This window comes from Pseudomonas saudiphocaensis, from assembly GCF_000756775.1.
Taxonomy (GTDB): domain Bacteria; phylum Pseudomonadota; class Gammaproteobacteria; order Pseudomonadales; family Pseudomonadaceae; genus Stutzerimonas; species Stutzerimonas saudiphocaensis.
Window position 1 is genome coordinate 2,326,688 of sequence record NZ_CCSF01000001.1, and the last position, 17,379, is coordinate 2,344,066.

15 protein-coding genes are annotated in these 17,379 nt (G+C 62.6%); 7 read left to right on the forward strand and 8 right to left on the reverse strand.

Annotated features, from left to right (window positions below; genetic code table 11):
• Positions 1 to 51: 51 nt before the first annotated feature.
• The gene (locus BN1079_RS10720; RefSeq protein WP_037026790.1) at positions 52 to 870 is read right to left on the reverse strand and encodes a helix-turn-helix domain-containing protein; all 819 of its coding nucleotides are present in this window, start codon (positions 868 to 870) and stop codon (positions 52 to 54) included.
• A gap of 156 nt (positions 871 to 1,026) precedes the next feature.
• Between BN1079_RS10720 and BN1079_RS10725 the strand changes: the two genes are divergently transcribed.
• The gene (locus BN1079_RS10725; protein WP_037024275.1) at positions 1,027 to 2,466 is read left to right on the forward strand and encodes an alanine/glycine:cation symporter family protein; all 1,440 of its coding nucleotides are present in this window, start codon (positions 1,027 to 1,029) and stop codon (positions 2,464 to 2,466) included.
• 138 nt (positions 2,467 to 2,604) lie between these two features.
• Positions 2,605 to 3,597: an asparaginase gene (locus BN1079_RS10730; protein ID WP_037024276.1), complete on the forward strand. Its 993-nt coding sequence runs from the start codon at positions 2,605 to 2,607 to the stop codon at positions 3,595 to 3,597.
• Positions 3,598 to 3,600: 3 nt separating this feature from the next.
• Here BN1079_RS10730 and BN1079_RS10735 read toward each other — a convergent pair whose 3' ends face one another.
• The 3 genes from BN1079_RS10735 to nudE form a co-directional block, all read right to left on the reverse strand.
• Positions 3,601 to 6,081, reverse strand: coding sequence for a sensor histidine kinase (locus BN1079_RS10735; RefSeq protein ID WP_037024277.1), 2,481 nt, complete (start codon positions 6,079 to 6,081; stop codon positions 3,601 to 3,603).
• Positions 6,082 to 6,147: 66 nt separating this feature from the next.
• Complete coding sequence (gene cysQ / locus BN1079_RS10740; protein ID WP_037024278.1) at positions 6,148 to 6,963, reverse strand: 3'(2'),5'-bisphosphate nucleotidase CysQ; 816 nt, start codon at positions 6,961 to 6,963, stop codon at positions 6,148 to 6,150.
• The gene (nudE, locus tag BN1079_RS10745) at positions 6,960 to 7,526 is read right to left on the reverse strand and encodes an ADP compounds hydrolase NudE (protein WP_037024279.1); all 567 of its coding nucleotides are present in this window, start codon (positions 7,524 to 7,526) and stop codon (positions 6,960 to 6,962) included. The genes cysQ and nudE overlap by 4 nt, the downstream gene beginning before the upstream one ends.
• 150 nt (positions 7,527 to 7,676) lie before the next feature.
• On the opposite strand from nudE, the gene yrfG reads away from it, so the two are divergent.
• The 3 genes from yrfG (at position 7,677) to BN1079_RS10760 (ending at position 9,948) form a co-directional block, all read left to right on the forward strand.
• A complete protein-coding gene (gene yrfG, locus BN1079_RS10750; protein ID WP_037024280.1) occupies positions 7,677 to 8,357 on the forward strand; it encodes a GMP/IMP nucleotidase in 681 nt (226 codons plus the stop codon).
• 138 nt (positions 8,358 to 8,495) lie between these two features.
• A complete protein-coding gene (fdhD, locus tag BN1079_RS10755; protein WP_037024281.1) occupies positions 8,496 to 9,332 on the forward strand; it encodes a formate dehydrogenase accessory sulfurtransferase FdhD in 837 nt (278 codons plus the stop codon).
• 157 nt (positions 9,333 to 9,489) lie between these two features.
• On the forward strand, positions 9,490 to 9,948 hold the full coding sequence (locus BN1079_RS10760) for a YMGG-like glycine zipper-containing protein (protein WP_037024283.1): 459 nt from the start codon (positions 9,490 to 9,492) through the stop codon (positions 9,946 to 9,948).
• 39 nt (positions 9,949 to 9,987) lie between these two features.
• Here BN1079_RS10760 and BN1079_RS10765 read toward each other — a convergent pair whose 3' ends face one another.
• The 3 genes from BN1079_RS10765 to BN1079_RS10775 form a co-directional block, all read right to left on the reverse strand.
• Positions 9,988 to 10,431 carry an acyl-CoA thioesterase gene (locus tag BN1079_RS10765; RefSeq protein ID WP_037024285.1) on the reverse strand — a complete coding sequence of 148 codons (444 nt, stop codon included), beginning with the start codon at positions 10,429 to 10,431 and terminating at the stop codon, positions 9,988 to 9,990.
• 20 nt (positions 10,432 to 10,451) lie between these two features.
• Positions 10,452 to 11,615, reverse strand: coding sequence for an iron-containing alcohol dehydrogenase (locus tag BN1079_RS10770; protein ID WP_037024287.1), 1,164 nt, complete (start codon positions 11,613 to 11,615; stop codon positions 10,452 to 10,454).
• Between the two features lie 330 nt (positions 11,616 to 11,945).
• The gene (locus BN1079_RS10775) at positions 11,946 to 13,736 is read right to left on the reverse strand and encodes an acyl-CoA dehydrogenase C-terminal domain-containing protein (RefSeq protein WP_037024289.1); all 1,791 of its coding nucleotides are present in this window, start codon (positions 13,734 to 13,736) and stop codon (positions 11,946 to 11,948) included.
• A gap of 115 nt (positions 13,737 to 13,851) precedes the next feature.
• Between BN1079_RS10775 and BN1079_RS10780 the strand changes: the two genes are divergently transcribed.
• Positions 13,852 to 14,760, forward strand: a complete 909-nt coding sequence (locus tag BN1079_RS10780; protein WP_037024290.1) for a LysR family transcriptional regulator — start codon at positions 13,852 to 13,854, stop codon at positions 14,758 to 14,760.
• A 682-nt stretch (positions 14,761 to 15,442) separates the two neighbouring features.
• On the opposite strand, the gene BN1079_RS10785 is transcribed toward BN1079_RS10780, so the two are convergent.
• Positions 15,443 to 16,552 (reverse strand): FUSC family protein, encoded by a 1,110-nt coding sequence (locus BN1079_RS10785; protein WP_037024291.1) that lies wholly within the window; start codon positions 16,550 to 16,552, stop codon positions 15,443 to 15,445.
• Between the two features lie 111 nt (positions 16,553 to 16,663).
• On the opposite strand from BN1079_RS10785, the gene BN1079_RS10790 reads away from it, so the two are divergent.
• Positions 16,664 to 17,371, forward strand: a complete 708-nt coding sequence (locus BN1079_RS10790) for a succinate dehydrogenase iron-sulfur subunit (protein ID WP_037024293.1) — start codon at positions 16,664 to 16,666, stop codon at positions 17,369 to 17,371.
• The last annotated feature ends 8 nt before the right edge of the window (positions 17,372 to 17,379 follow it).

A 17,379-nucleotide genomic window follows, 5' to 3' on the forward strand; every position in this document is an offset into this window, starting at 1 on the left:
GGCCTATTGACGTTTCGTCGCGAGCGGACGAAATGACAACAGACCCTAGGGCTACTCGATCTCGAACAGGCCGTCGCGAACGCGCGCCGACGCCAGCCGCTGGCGAATGTCGTCATCGATGCGCGGGTCGTCCCGCTCGTAGAGCATCACCTGCCGATAGGCCATGACCCGGTTGATCTCCGTGCCCAGGTACTCCCAGACCACCCGCGTGCAGGCCGGGGTGCGCCGATCGCCGCTGGAAACCCCTGCCTTCATGCCGTTGAGCCGAGTGATGCGGCTCTTGAAACTGGGGATCAGGATCGTCTGGCTCATCTCGTTGCCGGTCAGCGACTCGTAGTCGGTGAGGAACAGCCGATCCTGCAGATAGAAGGCCGCGCCCAGGTAACGGCAGCGCACGCCCGCTTCTGCGGCCGGACCGCTGTCGGCTCGAGAGACTTCCTGGCGTTCCTGACGCTCGAACAGAAAGTTGCCGCGCTCCTCACGCAGGTGCACCAGCGATTGCAAAACGTAGCCCGGCACCGACAAGCAGTTGGCGTATTCGAAGTAGTAGCCGCAATAGCGCGACAGGCTGCCCGCACTGGCGCGCAGCGGCTGCAGAAGCTCGATCAGGGGGTCATTGGCCGTCCGCTGGTCGGCATCGCCACGTATACCGATCAGCTGCGCGAACTGCTCGCTGGGAAGCCCCAACTCGTAAGCCTCGACCCCGAAGAAGTCGCAGATGCGCTTGAGGTTGTGCGCAGTGGGCCGACTCTGGCCGCTGAGGTATTTGTTGAACTGCCCGCGGTTGATGACCAGCTTTCGGCATACCTCCGCAATGGAGCGGTAATGGCTGCACAGCAGCTTGAGATTGGAGCCGAGGTAGTCAGACATGCGGTTTTCCGGCGATGCGAGCGACGCAATTTTAGCATCAAGTCGCGCCAGTTCGCCGCGATCCGCGAAATTGAATAGCAAACTTCCCTGCCGGACCATTTGCCGAACGCCTGCAAACGGCATTTTCACTAGAACAACAAGAGAGGCGCTTCCTCCATGCTCGATATTCTCAATGATCTTATCTGGAGCAAACTGCTGATCGTGATGCTGGTCGGCCTGGGTTTGTACTTCACCATCCGCTCCGGTTTCGTCCAGCTGCGCTACTTCGGCAGCATGTTCCGCATCTTCGGCCAGGCCTTCAAACGCCAACCTGGCCAACTCAGCTCCTTTCAGGCCCTGATGCTCAGCGTCGCGGGCCGCGTGGGCGCGGGCAACATCGCCGGCGTCGCCGTAGCCATCATGCTCGGCGGACCAGGCGCGGTGTTCTGGATGTGGATGGTGGCGCTGGTCGGAATGGCCACCAGCTATTTCGAATGCTCCCTGGCGCAGCTCTACAAGCGCCGCCAGGCGGACGGCACCTACCGGGGTGGTCCGGCCTTCTACATCCTGCATGGCCTGCGCCAGCGCTGGATGGCAGTGCTGTTCTCGATTCTGCTGCTGGTCACCTTCGGTTTTGGCTTCAATGCGTTGCAGTCCTACACCGTGGCCAGTTCGATGCACGACACCTTCGGCGTGCCGACCTACATCAGCGGGATAGCCCTGGCGGTCATCATGGCGATGATCATCTTCGGCGGCATTCGCCGTATCGCCAGCATCGCCGATATCCTCGTACCCATCATGGCTTTCGCCTACATTGCCATGGCCCTGACCGTCATAGGCATCAACTTCGAACGCGTGCCGGAGGCACTGACACTCATCGTGCGTAGCGCCTTCGGCCTGGAGCCGGCCTTCGCTGGCGGCATTGGCGCGGCAATCATTATGGGCGTCAAGCGCGGGCTGTTCTCCAACGAAGCGGGGCTGGGCAGCGCGCCGAACGTGGCGGCCGTGGCGGAGGTGAAGCACCCCGCGGCCCAGGGCATCGTGCAGTCACTCAGCGTGTTCATCGACACCCTGCTGGTATGCACCAGCACGGCGCTGATCATCCTGCTCTCGGGCATCTACAGCCCCGAAACCGCCGAGGTCGTCGGTGTGGTCCTCACGCAAACGGCACTGGCCGCGGTGGTCGGTGAGTGGGGCCGGGTATTCATCAGCCTGGCGCTGCTGCTCTTCGTCTTCACCACCCTAATCTACAACTATTACCTGGGCGAGAACGCATTGGGCTTCTTCAGCGAAAAGCGCGCCGTGATCCAGGGCTACCGCGCACTGGTGATCGCGCTGGTGCTCTGGGGCTCGCTGCAGGACTTGAGCACCGTGTTTGCCTTCGCCGACCTGACCATGGGTCTGCTGGCGATCGTCAACCTGATCGCCGTGGCACTGCTGTTCAAGACCGGCCTGCGCTTGATGCGTGACTACGACGCGCAGGTCCGCTCCGGCATCGAGCAGCCGGTGCTAAATGCACAGGACTACGCCGATCTGGACATCGACCACAGCGCCTGGCCGAGTGCCGACGCTCAGCAGAATCAGGCACTGGCTGCCGGCACGGTGCTGCAGAGCTGAAGCACCCACGCTTGATGCGGCTGGCCGGCAGGTCGGCCAGCCGCTACGATCGGGCTGCCACCCTTCCTCTGCGCCGGCCGTGCAAAGTGGCGCCCTGTCCGCCAAACGCCCACCAGCCACATCGACAAGGAAACTACAGTGACTACTCCTGCTAAGTGCCTGTTGGTGCTCTACACCGGCGGCACCATCGGCATGCAAATGGGCGCCCAGGGTCTGATGCCGGCAACCGGCTTCGAGGCACGCCTGCGGGTTCAACAGGCAGCGGCCGAGCAGCGCCTGCCCAGCTGGTATTTCCGCGAACTGCTGCCGCCCATCGACAGCGCTTCCATGAGCCAGCGCAACTGGCTGGAAATGGCCGCCAGCATTCGCGAAGAAGTGGATGCGGGCCGCTGCGATGGGGTGCTGGTGCTGCATGGCACGGATACCCTCGCCTACAGCGCCGCGGCGCTGAGCTTCCTGCTGCTCGGCCTACCGGTGCCGGTGGTGCTGACCGGCTCGATGCTGCCGGCCGGTACGCCCGACAGCGATGCCTGGGCCAACCTGTTCGGTGCCATGCTGGCGCTGGCTCAGGGCATCGAGCCCGGTGTGAAGGTGTATTTCCACGAAAAGCTGATGCACGGCGCGCGCCTGACCAAGCTGAGCGCTGCCCGGCTCGATGCCTTCGCCGAACAGCCACGCCCGCGCTCCGGCCAGCGCGCCCAGGCGATCGACCCGAAATTGGACTATCGCCAGCCGCGACTACCGGTCAACCTGGCGGTGCTGCCGCTGTTTCCAGGCATTCAGGCCGCTCAACTGCAGGCTTTGTTCGACAGCGGCATCCGTGGGCTGGTGCTCGAATGCTACGGCAGCGGCACCGGCCCCAGCGACGACGCCGAGCTGCTCGCAACTCTGGCGGCTGCCCATCAGCGCGGGGTGGTGCTGACGGCGATCAGCCAATGCCCGCAGGGCCATGTGGAGTTCGGCATCTATGCCGCCGGCAGCCAGCTGGCCAGTACCGGACTGGTCTCGGGCGGCGGCATGACCCGAGAGGCGGCGCTGGGCAAGCTGTTCGCCCTGCTTGGCGCGGGCCTCGGCCAAGCCGAAGTGGAGCACTGGTTTGCGCTGGACCTGTGTGGCGAACGCGCCGACTGACAACTAGTCGGCGCTGATAACCGGCAGCGAAACCCAGAAGCGGCTGCCCACGCCCGGCTCGCTCCAGACGCCAATGTCACCGTCCATCAGGCGGGCGTACTCCAGGCACAACGACAGCCCGATACCAGCGCCGAGGATTCTGGAGTTTTCCCGGCCAAGGCGTTGAAACGGCTCGAACATACGCGCCTGCAAAGTCTCGTCGATGCCTAAACCGCTGTCCTCGACCAGCAGATGGACCTGGTCGCCGTGACGCTCCACCGCCAGCAAAATTCGCCCTTCGGGGATGTTGTATTTGATGGCGTTGGACAGCAGGTTGAGCAACACCTGACGCAGCCGGCGTGGCTCGGCCTGCACCAACACCGGCTCGTCCGGCAGTTCGAATTCCAGACGCAGCCCCTGACGTCGCACATCGAGAGCGACCAGATCTGCGCATTCGCGCATCAACGCGGTTACCTCGACCGGTTCCAGCTGCAGGTTCGCGGGCTCGGCCTGCAGGCTCGACCAGTCGAGAATGTCGCCCAGCAACTGGTTGAGGTGCCGGCTGGCCAGGAGGATCTCGTCAAGATAGCCCGCTGCATCCGGATCGGACTCCGCCGAGCAATCCATGCGCATCAGCTGGGCAAAGCCGAGAATGGCATTGAGCGGAGTTCGCAACTCATGACTGATGCCAGAGATCAGATGCGTCTTGGCCTCGCTGGCAGCCTGAGCCTGTGCCGTCGCCTGGCGCAGTTCCGCTTCGACTCGCTTTAGCTCATCAATGTCCACATAGGTGCCGGCTAACAGCAGCGTGTAACCGCTCTCAGGGTCTCGCTCAAGTACGCGGCCACGGCTCAACAGCCAGTGGTAATCGCCGAGGGCATCGGCGAAGCGGAACTCACTCTCGTAACGCAGCGCATTGCCGCGACGCATGCTCTCCATGCTGGCGCGGACGCGCGGCAGATCGTCGGGGTGCAGTCGCTGCAGGAATTGCTCTTCACTGAGCCGCGATGAAGGCAGTCCGAAACGCGCCGGCAGGCGTCCACGAAACTGCAGGCTGGCGCTGCGCAGATCGTATTCCCAAAGACTTTCGGTGGCGCACTCCAACACCAGCTCCAGATGCCGCTGCGCCAGGCTGCGCTGCGATTCGCTGAACTCCAGTTGCTTGCCGATGGTTTGGGTGTGCTGGGCCAGATCGTTCAGTTCGCGGATATCCGACGTCGCAAGTTCCGGGCGCCAGTGACCCAAACCGATTTGCCCCATCATTTTCGAGATGCTTGCGATGGGTGCCAGCAGCGCCTCGCTGAGCCGCCGCGCCCGGAACCACATATAGGCAAAGAACACCAGGTAGAACATCACCAGGCCGGCGATCAACAGATAACCGATCTGCTGGTAGCGACTGGCCAAGGCATTGGTCTGGCTAAACACCTGGGCCTCATCGACTACCGCCAGCAGATGCCAGCCGGTGTGCTCGACCTGGGTCCAGGCAACGAGCTTTTGCTGACCACCAAGGCTCAGGCGCTGCACGCCTTCCTCATCGGCAGCAATGGCATGGGCCAGCTCCCGGGTTTGCGGTCGGCTGCCAAGGCGAAAGTCCTCGGGCTTGAACACCTCACGACGAATCGCTTCCTCGTAGGAGTGATTGGTCAGCTCGTCGAGGCCGAAATCCTGCTCACCGGCTTCGGGCAGCGCCATGATCTTGAGGTCGCGACTGACCAGCATGGCATAGCCGTTCCACGGCAGGCGCAGGCTGGCGATCTGCTGCAGCAGACCGCTGACGGTGATATCGATGCCGTTCACGCCTTCAAGAAAATCCTCCCTGTACAGCGGTGCGATGGCAGACATCATCCAGCCGTGCCCGGCAGGGTCCAGATAGACATCGGTCCAGACGATCGCACGCTGGGGGTTGTGCCAGGCGTTGGCCAGGTAATAGAAGTTGTAACTGGGGATATCCATGTCTGGCGGATACTGACCGGCCGTATCGAACCAGGGATAGATATGGTTGTAGCTGTCCCAACTGTTGAAGTAGAGGCTGGCGATCAATGGGTTGCCGGCATGCAACTCCTTCATCAGAGCATCGAGGCGCTGCAGCCGCCCGACCTTTTCCAGATCCTGTCGGGCCGCTGGGGTGGCCGCCGAGTAGAAGCTCGCCGCGCCACCATTATCCTGCGGGCTGTAACGCACGCCACGACTGTCCAGACTCAGCAGCGCAGGCAGACCGCCCCCGGCCAGCAGCTCGTGCCGGGTCAGGTTGCGATACAGCTCGGTGGTGGCGGCGATGCGTTGCAGATGCTGGTCGATGACTCGCGCCTCCATGTCCACCGATGCCTGCAGATCGGCCAGCGCCGCTCCGCGCAGGTGCTCGATCTGCGCGTCGCGAATGGCGTTGTTGGTCAGCAGGTAGGCGGCGATCAACATGATCTCAACCAGTACCAGCGGGATCAGCGCACTTTGTACAAAGGCACGCCAGATCCACTGACGTATGCCGGGCGCTCTTCTTGATGTCACCGAAACGTTCCTTCGTTCACTTCAGGCATGACCTGCATGCAATGTCATTCCCTGCGAAGTCTTTATTTAGCGGTTGGCCAACGCAATCAGCTCGCGGCGCCAGACCACGCCGGCTGGCAATGCCAGAAAGGAGGGGTTGAGATAGCTTTCACGGGCTTCGTAACTGAGCGGCGCGCCTCCGATATCCAGCACTTCTCCACCGGCGCCTTCGAGCACACCCTGTGCGGCAGCGGTGTCCCACTGAGAGGTAGGCGCCAGGCGCGGGTAGCAGTCGGCGGCACCCTCGGCCAACAGACAGAACTTCAGGGAGCTGCCGACACTGACCAGCTCCAGCTCGCCAAAACGCTGACGCAGACCGTCGAGCAAATGCTCCTGCGCCGGGCTGGAATGGCGACGACTGGCCACTACGGTAAAGCCCTGCGCAAGCTCATGTCGCACCTGCAAAGGCCGCAGGCCGCCCTCAGCGTCGGCCAGCCAGGCGCCGAATTCGGCCCCTCCGTAATAGCAACGGCCATCGGCCGGAATGCCGACCACGCCAAACACCACCCGGCCTTGTTCGATCAGCGCGACATTGACCGTGAACTCTGCACTGCCGGCGATGAATTCCTTGGTTCCGTCCAGCGGATCCACCAGCCACCAGCGGCTCCAGCCGGCGCGCTCGGCCAGGCTCAGCGCGCAATCTTCCTCCGACAGCACCGGAATGTTTGCATCCAGCCGGCACAGCCCCTCGGCCAGCAGATGATGGGCGGCCAGATCTGCCACCGTGACTGGCGATGCATCGGCTTTTTCCTGCACCTGCACGTCGTTGCGCCAATGCGGCAGGATCGCCCGCCCCGCTTCGCGGACAAGTTCGATCACAGTCGCGAGATAGGGATGGCTCACAGGCTGAACTCCCCACGCTGGGTCAGCAGATCACGCACCAGATAGAGCGCGGCCAACGCGCGGCCTTCGCTGAACTGCGGATTCTGGATCAGGTTCGACAGCTCACGCAGGTCGACCCGATCGACACGCATGGGCTCTGGCTCGTCGCCTGGCAGCCGCTCGGGGTAAAGATCGCGGGCCAGCACGACCTGAATTTTCTGACTCATGTAACCGGGCGAAAGTGACAGCTCGGCCAGCAGCTCCAGCTGATGTGCACCAAAGCCGGCCTCCTCCTTGAGTTCGCGGTTGGCCGCATCCAGGACATTCTCGCCTGGCTCGATCAGACCCTTGGGCAGCGACAGCTCATAGGTGTCGGTACCACCGCAATATTCTTCGATCAGCAGCGCCTGCCCGTCGGCATCGAGCGCGACGATCATCACCGCACCGTAGCCGGTACCCTTGCCGACCAGCCGCTCGTAGGTGCGCTCCACACCGTTGGAAAAACGCAGCTGTAGCTCCTCGACACGGAACAGACGGCTGGTGGCGACGATCTCACGGGCAAGCACGGTGGGTTTCTGGCGCATGACAGGTTCCTTGAAACGCGAAGGGCAATCATAACCTGCCTTGTCGCAGGGTCTGGTGTCGTTTCATCACATCCGCGCCGGAGCCTCTTTGCATCGGACCGACCGCTGTCGCACCATTGCCCACCTTCTGCCGAACCACTTGAGCCTGACATGACCGCTTCCCTGCCCTGGTCCGCTATCGATACTGTCCTGCTGGACATGGACGGCACCCTGCTGGACCTGCATTTCGATAATCACTTCTGGCTCGAATTTCTGCCCCAACGCTATGCCGAACTGCACGGCACCAGCCTCGCCATGGCCGAGTTGGAGCTGGGCCCGCTGTTCAACGCGCATCAGGGCCAGTTGAGCTGGTATTGCCTGGACTTCTGGACCCGCGAACTGAACCTGCCGATTCGCGAGATGAAGCGAGAGATCGCCGACCTTATCGCCCTGCGCCCAGCCGCCGACCAGTTTCTCGCTGCGCTACGGCAGGCCGGCAAGCGCGTGGTGCTGATCACCAATGCCCATCGTGACTCGCTGTCGCTGAAACTCGAACGCATCGAGCTGGCGCCCTGGTTCGACCGCCTGATCAGCTCCCACGATTACGGCTTCCCCAAGGAGCAGGCGCAGTTCTGGCATGCGCTGAAGACCGACCTGGAGTTCGACCCCGCACGCGCCCTGTTCATCGATGACAGCCTGCCGATACTGCGCAGCGCCCGTGATTTCGGCGTTGCGCATTTGTTGGCGGTGAGCCAGCCGGACAGCCGACGCGGGCAGAAAGACACCGAGGAGTTCGCAGCCGTTGACGACTACCTGGAGCTGATCCGCAGCCTGCAGGGCTATGCTGACTGACATTCCAGCGCCAGAACGGCTGTAAAATCACCGGCTCAACGGAAGCCGGTCGGCCCTTGCCTTGAAAAACCGCGCTGGGCCGCGCACAGTCGTAACGGCTACCTACTCCGCTCCACCGACAACCAGTCGAGTCCGCCCATGAACGCCCCACACCATCCCGTCCCGTCCGCCGTAAGCAACACCACAGTGCCCGAGGGTGCCAGTGGCTCGTATTGCTTCCAGAGCCTCGACCTGACTCAGCCGGAAACCGTCGAGCTGGCCGAGGAGTGCGCGCTGGCGATCGCCTATAACGGCATCAGCCAGGCGGTGATGATGGTGTCCCCGGCAGACCTGGAGGATTTCGTCATGGGCTTCAGCCTCGGCAGCGGCATCGTCGAACAGGCCGAGGACATTTATGACATCCAGATCAGCGGGACCGGCGAAGGTCGCCAGGCCGAGGTGGAAATCGCCAGCCGCGCCTTCTGGAAGCTCAAGGAGCAGCGCCGCCAGTTACCCGGCAACGCCAGTTGCGGCCTGTGCGGAGTCGAGGCCCTGGAGCAGGCGCTGCCGCAGTTACCCTCGCTGACAGCTGCGCCGCTGCCGCCGGCGCACTGGCTGGACAATCTGCGCCAGCGGATCAGCGAATTCCAGGTCCTTGGGCAGAGCTGCGGCGCGGTGCATGCAGCGCTGTTCATGGATGCCAAAGGCCAGATTCGCCTGAGCCGTGAGGACATCGGCCGGCACAACGCGCTGGACAAGCTCATCGGGGCGATCAATCGCAGCGGGCTGGATGTGGCCGGCGGTGTTGCAGTGGTCACCAGCCGCTGCAGCCTGGAGCTGATCCACAAGGTCCAGCGCGCCGGCATTACGACGCTGGTCAGCCTCTCGGCACCGACTGGCCTGGCCACGCGCTGGGCGCAGCGACACAACCTCAACCTGATCCATATTCCGCACCGCAGCCCGCCGCGTGTCTACAGCCCAAAAGCGGGCAGCTGAAAGTCGACCCCCAAAGACCGCTTCGCTTCCTCGAAGTTCCCGCTATAAATCAATAAGTTGCATAAAGCGAAGGGATTCACACCTTTCGTCTCCCAGCGCTTGCACAGGCCCGACCGACAGCCGAGGATCGCGCCGTCATTCCTGCTGAGGTTTAACCATGAAGTACTCCTCTATTCTGCTGTTGTCCGCCAGCCTGCTGAGCGGCGCCGCCCTTGCCGGCAGCAACACCGAAGCCGCCGTGGGTGGTGCCGTGGGCGGTGCATTGGGTTCGGTGGTGGGCGAACACCTGGGAGGCTCCACGGGCGCGGCCATCGGCGCCGGTGTAGGTGGTGCAGCTGGCGGCATGGTTGGTGCCGACAAGCGCAGCCGTACCGAAGCAGCCATCGGCGGCGGCCTGGGCGCAGCTGGCGGCAACGTCATAGGTCAGCGCGTGGGCGGCAGCACCGGCGGCCTGATCGGCGCTGCCGTAGGTGGCGGTGCGGGTGGCGCGATAGGCAATGCTTACGGCGACGATGATGATGACCGGCACGACCGCCGGCACGGGCACCCTGGCAAAGCCAAGGGCCATCACAAGCACAAACACAAGCACAAGCATAAACACGCCCACAGGCACTAAGGCGTGACGGCGGTAGCTCAAAAACGGCTACCGCCGCCTTCAGGACTCCTCCAGCAGCAATGCTTCGAGCGCCTGGCGCAACCTGCTCGGAATCGGCGTGGCACGGTTGTGCTCACGTTCGACAAACACGTGTACGACCTTCCCCACCGCGCACGCTTGCAGTTCGCCCTGCCTGAAGATGGCCAGCTCATACTGCACCGAGCTGTTGCCCACCCTGGCGACACGCAACCCCACCTCGATGGCATCGGGAAAAGCAATGGGGGCGAAATACTCGCAAGACGAGCTGACCACGAAACCCACTACTTCTCCGCCATGGATATCCAGTCCGCCCTGACGAATCAGGTAGGTATTGATCGCACTGTCGAAGTAACCGTAGTAAGTGACATTGTTGATGTGCCCGTAGATATCGTTGTCGTGCCAGCGGGTATCGAGCGGATGAAAATGCCGATAGTCGCTTCGCAGGTGCCGGGGCTGTTCGGGCATGGATTTACTCCGTCGTAGTGTCAGTAGGCGGCCTGATAGATAGCCAGCGCATCGGCCTCGGTAACCTCGCGCGGGTTGTTCACCAATAGCCGCTGTTGCTGCATCGCCTCCCGGGCCAGTTGCGGCAGCATCTGTTCCGGCACGCCGGCATCGCGCAGCCGGGTCGGCAGGCCCATACGCGCACTCAGCCCGCCAAGCTCATCGATCAGCTGCGCGGCAAAGGTGGCCGGGTCGTCACCGCTCAGGCGATCGCCGAGCACGATGGGTGCCAGCTCCGCGTACTGGCCGGCCGCCGCGCAGGCATTGAAACGCAGCACATGGGGCAGTACCAGCGCGTTCGACAACCCGTGAGGAATATGGAAATTGCCACCCAGCGGATAGGCCAGCGCATGCACGGCCGCCACCGGCGCATTGGCAAAGGCCTGGCCGGCGAGGCAGGCACCGAGCAGCATCGCCTGACGCGCTTCACGATTGCCGCCGTTATGCACGGCTTCATCCAGGTTGGCCGAAAGCAGCCGCAGCGCCTCGCGGGCCAGGAGGTCGGACAGCGGATTCTTCTTCAGCGCGCTGGTATAGGCCTCGATGGCATGCACCATGGCGTCGATGCCGGTGGCAGCCGTGATGGCCGGCGGCAGGCCGAGGGTCAGATCAGCGTCCAGCACTGCAAGGTCCGGCAGCAGCAGCGGCGAGACCACACCCATCTTGGTGGTTTCGCCGGTGGTGACAATGGCGATCTGAGTGACTTCCGAGCCGGTGCCAGCGGTGGTTGGCACCTGGATCAATGGCAGGCGCTGGCCACGGGCGTTGCCCACGCCATAGATATCCTGCAGCGACTGTCCGCAGGCCGGATGCGCCAGCAGCGCCACCAGCTTGGCGACATCCATGGAGCTGCCACCGCCAAAACCGATGATCAGATCCGCTTCGGCCTCCCTGGCCTGGGCTACGGCAGCCAGCACGATCGCTTCCGGCGGGTCGGCCAGAACCTGGTCGTAGACAGCGACCTGCAAGCCTTCCTCGGCGAACCTCGGCAATACCTCAGCGAGCAGGCCGAAGCGGGTGATGCCTGGATCGGTCACCACCAAAATCGAGCGGGCACCGCGTTCCTTGCAGATGCTGGCCAGGCGGCGTGAGGCGCCGGATTCACAGATCAACTGGGCGGTGGTGGCGAAACTGAACGGATGCATCGGTGCCTCCTGATTTTTTGTGATTCGGCTTGCGCAGGTGCTTTAAAAACGCCCTCACCCCAACCCTCTCCCGTAGGGAAAGGGGGTATTACCGTGCAACAGTAAGTACGACGCTCGCGTACCTCACCCGGTGCAGCGCCCTCCCGCTATTTCGATTTAACGCTGAGCACTACACTCTCGAACCTTACCTGGTAGAGCTCCCTCTCCCCACCGGGGAGAGGGCCGGGGTGAGGGGAACTAGCAAACGCCAATAACCGCTTCGCTCGCTCCTACAAAACGAACATCCCCGTAGGAGCCAGCTTGCTGGCGACAGCGGTTACGACACTCCCGTCAAAACGCAAAGCTGCCCTCATCCAGCGCCATCAGACAATCTGCACCGCCGGCAATCGCCTCCCGGTGCGCGCTGGCTCGTGGCAAAACGCGACGCAGATAGAAATCCGCGCTGGCCAGCTTGGCCTGGTAGAAGGCGTCGTCCCCGGAGCCCTGCTCCAGCACATCCTGCGCCTTTGCAGCGGCCTGCAGCCAGAACCCGGCGAGCAACACATAGGCCGAGTACTGGAGGAAATCCACCGACACCGCACCGATCTCCTGCGGGTCACGCTGGGTCGCGGCGATGACTTCGGCGCTCAGTTCACGCCACTCGCCCAGACGGGCCTGCACCTTGCTCGCCAGTGCGTGCAGCGCCGGGCGATCGAGTTGCCGATCGCAGATTTCGCTGAACTCGGCCTGCAACGCCGACAGTTCCGCACCACCGTCGCCAAGCAACTTGCGGCGAATGTAATCCAGCGCCTGAATGCCGTTGGTGCCCTCGTAAAGCTGGGTAATGCGGCTGTCGCGCATCAGCTGTTCCATGCCCCACTCGCGGATATAGCCGTGGCCGCCGTAGATCTGCACACCCAGGCTGGCGACCTCCTGGCCCATGTCGGTGAAGAACGCCTTGACGATGGGGATCAGCAGCGCAGCGCGTCTACCAGCTGCCTTGCGGTAGCTCGGCTCCGGATGGCCGTGCTCCAGATCCAGCTGGCGCGCGCAATAGACCCCCAGCATGCGGCTGCCTTCCACCAGGGTTTTCTGGGTCAGCAGCATGCGCCGCACATCCGGGTGAACGATGATCGGGTCGGCCGGTTTGTCCGGGTATTGCGCACCAGCCAGCCCGCGTGACTGCAACCGTTCGCGAGCGTAGGCAAGCGAGCCTTGCCAGGCTTGCTCGGCGATACCCAGGCCCTGCAGCCCGACCTGGAAACGCGCGTCGTTCATCATGGTGAACATGCACGCCAGACCCTGATTCGGCTCACCGACAATCCAGCCGGTAGCGCCGTCGAAGTTCATCACGCAGGTGGCCGCGCCCTTGATACCCATCTTGTGTTCGATGGCGCCGCAGCTCAGCGCGTTACGCTCGCCCGGTGTGCCGTCGGCACTGGCGATGAACTTGGGTACCAGCAGCAGGCTGATCCCCTTTACGCCGGGCGGGGCATCGGGCAGGCGCGCCAGCACCAGATGCACGATGTTCTCGCTCATGTCGTGCTCACCGCCAGAGATGAAGATCTTGCTGCCGCTGACGCGGTAGCTGCCGTCCGCCTGGGGTTCGGCGCGGGTGCGCAGCAGTGCCAGATCGGTGCCGGCCTGGGGCTCGGTCAGGCACATGGTGCCGCTCCATTGGCCACTGACCAGCTTCGCCAGATAGGCACTTTTAAGCGCTTCGCTACCGTGCTTGTACAGCGCCAGCACCGCACCCTCGGTAAGCCCGGAGTAGATGCGGAACGACAGCGAGGCACCCATCAGCATCTCGTGGAAGTTGCAGGCCACCATCTGCGGAAAGCCCTGGCCACCGTATTCACTGGGGCCCGTCATGCTCGCCCAGCCGTTGGCGACGTACTGCTGGTAAGCCTCGACAAAGCCTTGCGGGGTCTTTACCTCGCCATTTTCCAAGGTCACGCCTTCTTCGTCGCTGTTGCGATTGAGCGGTGCAATTTCACCGCCGGTGTAGCGCGCCGCTTCTTCCAGCACACCGTCGATCAGCTCACGGTCGAGGCCATTGCCGAGCAGCTCGCAATGAGCCGTGGCGTCGAACAGCTCATGCAGCACAAAGCGCATGTCACGTAAGGTAGCGTTGTATTCCATGGTCAGGCCCTATTGATTCGGGTTCGTTGCAGCAAGGCGGAAAGTTCGGGACCTACCTTAGATGAAGAAGGTAGTATTTTTGAAATTTAGAGTTGTGATAGTTGGAATTCATGGGATGAATATCTATAGCTTCGATCTCAACCTGCTGCGCGTACTCGACGCCCTGCTGCACGAGCGCAACGTTTCCCGTGCCGCCCAACGTCTCGCTCTCAGCCAACCGGCTGTAAGCAATGCGCTGGGGCGCCTGCGCGAGTTGCTTGATGATCCGCTGCTGGTCCGAGTTGGCCGCACGATGCAGCCTACCCCTCGCGCATTGAGTCTGGAGACGCCGATCCGCGACGCGCTGAGGCAGATCGAGCACACGCTCAATGCCGGCGATTGCTTCGACCCGGCCACCAGCCGGCAGCGTTTCGTCATTGCGGTGACCGACTACGTCGAGCTGATCTGCATGCCGCCGTTAATGGCCCGTCTGGCCGAAGTGGCTCCCGGCATTCGCCTGGCAATCAGGCATCTGACCCCAACGCTTCCGGCCGAGGCTCTGGACAATGGCGAGATCGATCTGGCCGTTGGGCGGTTTCTCGATATCCCGGCTCGATTTCACAGCCGCTGCTGGGCCAGCGAAACCCTGCAGGTCGCACTGCGCAAGCGACATCCACATGCGAGTGAGAGGTTGGAGCTGGATGATTTTCTGCGCCTGCGCCACCTCTGGGTGCATGGCGGCCAGACCCGCGGCATGGTCGACCAGTGGCTGGAAGAGCAGGGTTTGCAGCGCGAGGTGGTATACACCACGCCCAATTACCTGCAGGCCGCGCATATCGTCGCCAGCAGTGATCTGGCCGCAGTGCTGCCGGCCCAGCTTGCACAACAGTTCGCCAAGCTCCTGCCGCTGCAGCTGTTCGACCTGCCATTCGATCTCGGCAGCTTCCAGCTGGACATCATCAGCGTGGCTCAGCGCGAGCGGGATGCCGCTTTGCAGTGGCTGATCGCGCAGATCGTCAGCGTCAGGCAGGGAGGAGCTCTCTGAGCGCTTCCGTTACACGCGACAGCGAGGCACCGAGCTTTCGCAGACAACAAAAAAACCCGCCGAAGCGGGTTTTTTCTGAGCATTCCAAATCCTTTCGGGGCCGTCCTGGCGGTGCTCGCTCATCCTTGATTCCGAGCGCTTCCTGCGCTTCGGAGGTGTGCAGATTAAGCCTTCCGCAAGTGCGGGTGTAGCGCCTAAAACCACCGCTCATTGTAAGCCTTTTGCTATCTGCTGCGTCCTGACAGGAGCATCCTCGGCGCCGCAGCGTAAACTCCAACCGGCCCGACATTGCCGAGGTTGAGAAGTCTGAAAAACGCCTCGCCATAAGCGGCGTGCCCGGCCCGCTGGCGTAACGGCAAGAAACATCGGAGAACTGGCAAAGCATCCCGTCAGTCACGGAAGTGGGAAGTACTTAGCCCTGCCTTGCTTTCCCGCAGGCAACAAAAAACCCGCCGAAGCGGGTTTTTCCTGACCATTTCAATCCTTTGAAGCGCCTTCCTGGCTTGGCCGATCATCCATGATCCTGAGCGCTTCCTGCGCTTCAGAGATGGGCATAGATTAAGCATCCGCACCCAGGAGCTAAAGCGGCGATAAGCGCGACAGCGTGTAAGCCTTTCGCTATAGCTGCGCTGAACAGGCCTATGCGTCAATCAGGCCAGCTCGTCTTGTTGAAGAGTCCGCCTTAATCTCCCGTCGGCACCGTCTGCCCCTTGAGGCGTGCCGGAATCAACCGCCGCATCGGCATGCCGAGCAAGCGACGGAACGCCTCGTTATGCAGGCAAACAGCACCCAACAACCCGACCAGGCAACCGAGCACGGTGTCGTAGAAGCGCGCCTCGATCAGCGCCGAGGCCGAACCCTGGCCGAGAGTTGCAGCCTCGGCCAGGAGGATGGTCAGAGGTGTGATAAAGATCGCCGCGAAGGCGTAATGCCGCACCACGGCGGTTTCCACCACGAAACACAGCGCCATCATCATCAGCGGGACGCTCCATTTATCCAGAGGCATCAGCAGCATGCCCCAAGCGACCAGCAGCCCGACCCCCGTGCCGATCACACGATGAAGCTGCTTGTCCCACACCGCACGCAGCGAGGCGCCCTGGATCACCGCCAGGCAGCTGACCGGCACCCAATAGGCCTTTTCCAACTGCAGCAGCTGGGCAAGCGCCAGCGACAGGCCGACAAAAACGCCGATCAGAATCGAGTCGAAGACCACGTAATCGAAGCTCGCCGGCGGCAACGGCTCCACCGGTTTCGGCGCCTGCAGGCGCAGCACATACAGGCTGTACAGAAACGCAATCAGCGCCGCCAGCAACGTGCCCATGCCAAGCAGGCCGACCATCAGCGGCACCTCCATCACCTCCAAGGGTGTGTACATGCCAATGGCGGCGGCCATGATGATGAACAGGCTGCTCGGCATGCCGATCCGGTAAAAACGGCAAACCATGGTCACCAGCGAAGTGATAAAGATCAGCACTGGCACCTTCGTCCAGGGGAAGAAGTGGCTCATCAACCCCAGGGTGTAGCAGGCAAGCATGCCGAATGCGCAGGCCATCAGCGTGACCATTCGATGCGACAGTGGCGTGGCCGGCAGATAGAGGAACACCAACCCGCCAAGTGACGACACCAGGCCGTAATCGAGACGGTCGAACCAGGCTCCGACGAACAGCGGCAGACCGGTGGCCAGCGCAGCGGCGAAGGGCATCTGCCAACGCCGATCGCTGGGGTTGATGGTCAGTAGAAGGCGCAGCTGTTCGCGCAACAAGTTCTTTAGCCGCTGCCATCTGCTTTGCATCTATGCGGTGCTCCCATTGCGAGTCGGTCGTTACTTATCTGATCTAAGCTTTAGCTAAACCGCTCCGGACCGCTACCGGAGCACCCTGTCGTCTTCCTGGGGAGACGGACAATGCTCGACATACAGCTGTATCGCTACAACGCGGAACAGGATGCAAGGCCCTATATGCAGTCGCGGCAGGCGCCCGACGAGTTTCGTCAGCGCATGGTGCTGGATGTTCTGGAGTATCTACGCGAAACGGATCCTTCCCTTGCTTACCGGCGCTCCTGCCGAGAAGGGGTCTGCGGCTCGGACGGCATGAATATCGGAGGCAAGAACCGCCTGGCTTGCATTACAGCCGTAACCGATGCTCTGGATGGCGCTGGCTGTCTGGTCATCCGACCGCTGCCTGGGATGCCGGTGATTCGAGATCTGGTGGTGGATCAGAGCCTGTTCTTCAAGCAGTACGAACGCGTCAAACCCTGGCTCATTAACGACCAGCCGGCGCCCAGTATCGAGCGCCTGCAATCCCCGGACGAGCGCGCCCGTCTCGACGGCCTGTACGAATGCATCCTCTGCGGTTGCTGTTCCTCGCAGTGCCCTTCCTGGTGGTGGAATCCGGAAAAGTACATTGGCCCGGCCGGACTGCTACAAGCATGGCGCTTCATTGCCGACAGTCGAGATACGGCAGCGGACGAGCGTCTGGCGGATCTGGACGATCCCTTTAGCGTGTTTCGCTGCCGCAGCATCGGCAACTGCAGCTGGGTCTGCCCAAAGGGCCTGAACCCCATGGGCGCCATCGGCCACATTCGGCGTGAACTTCTGCAACGGGGAACCTGAAGTCCCGA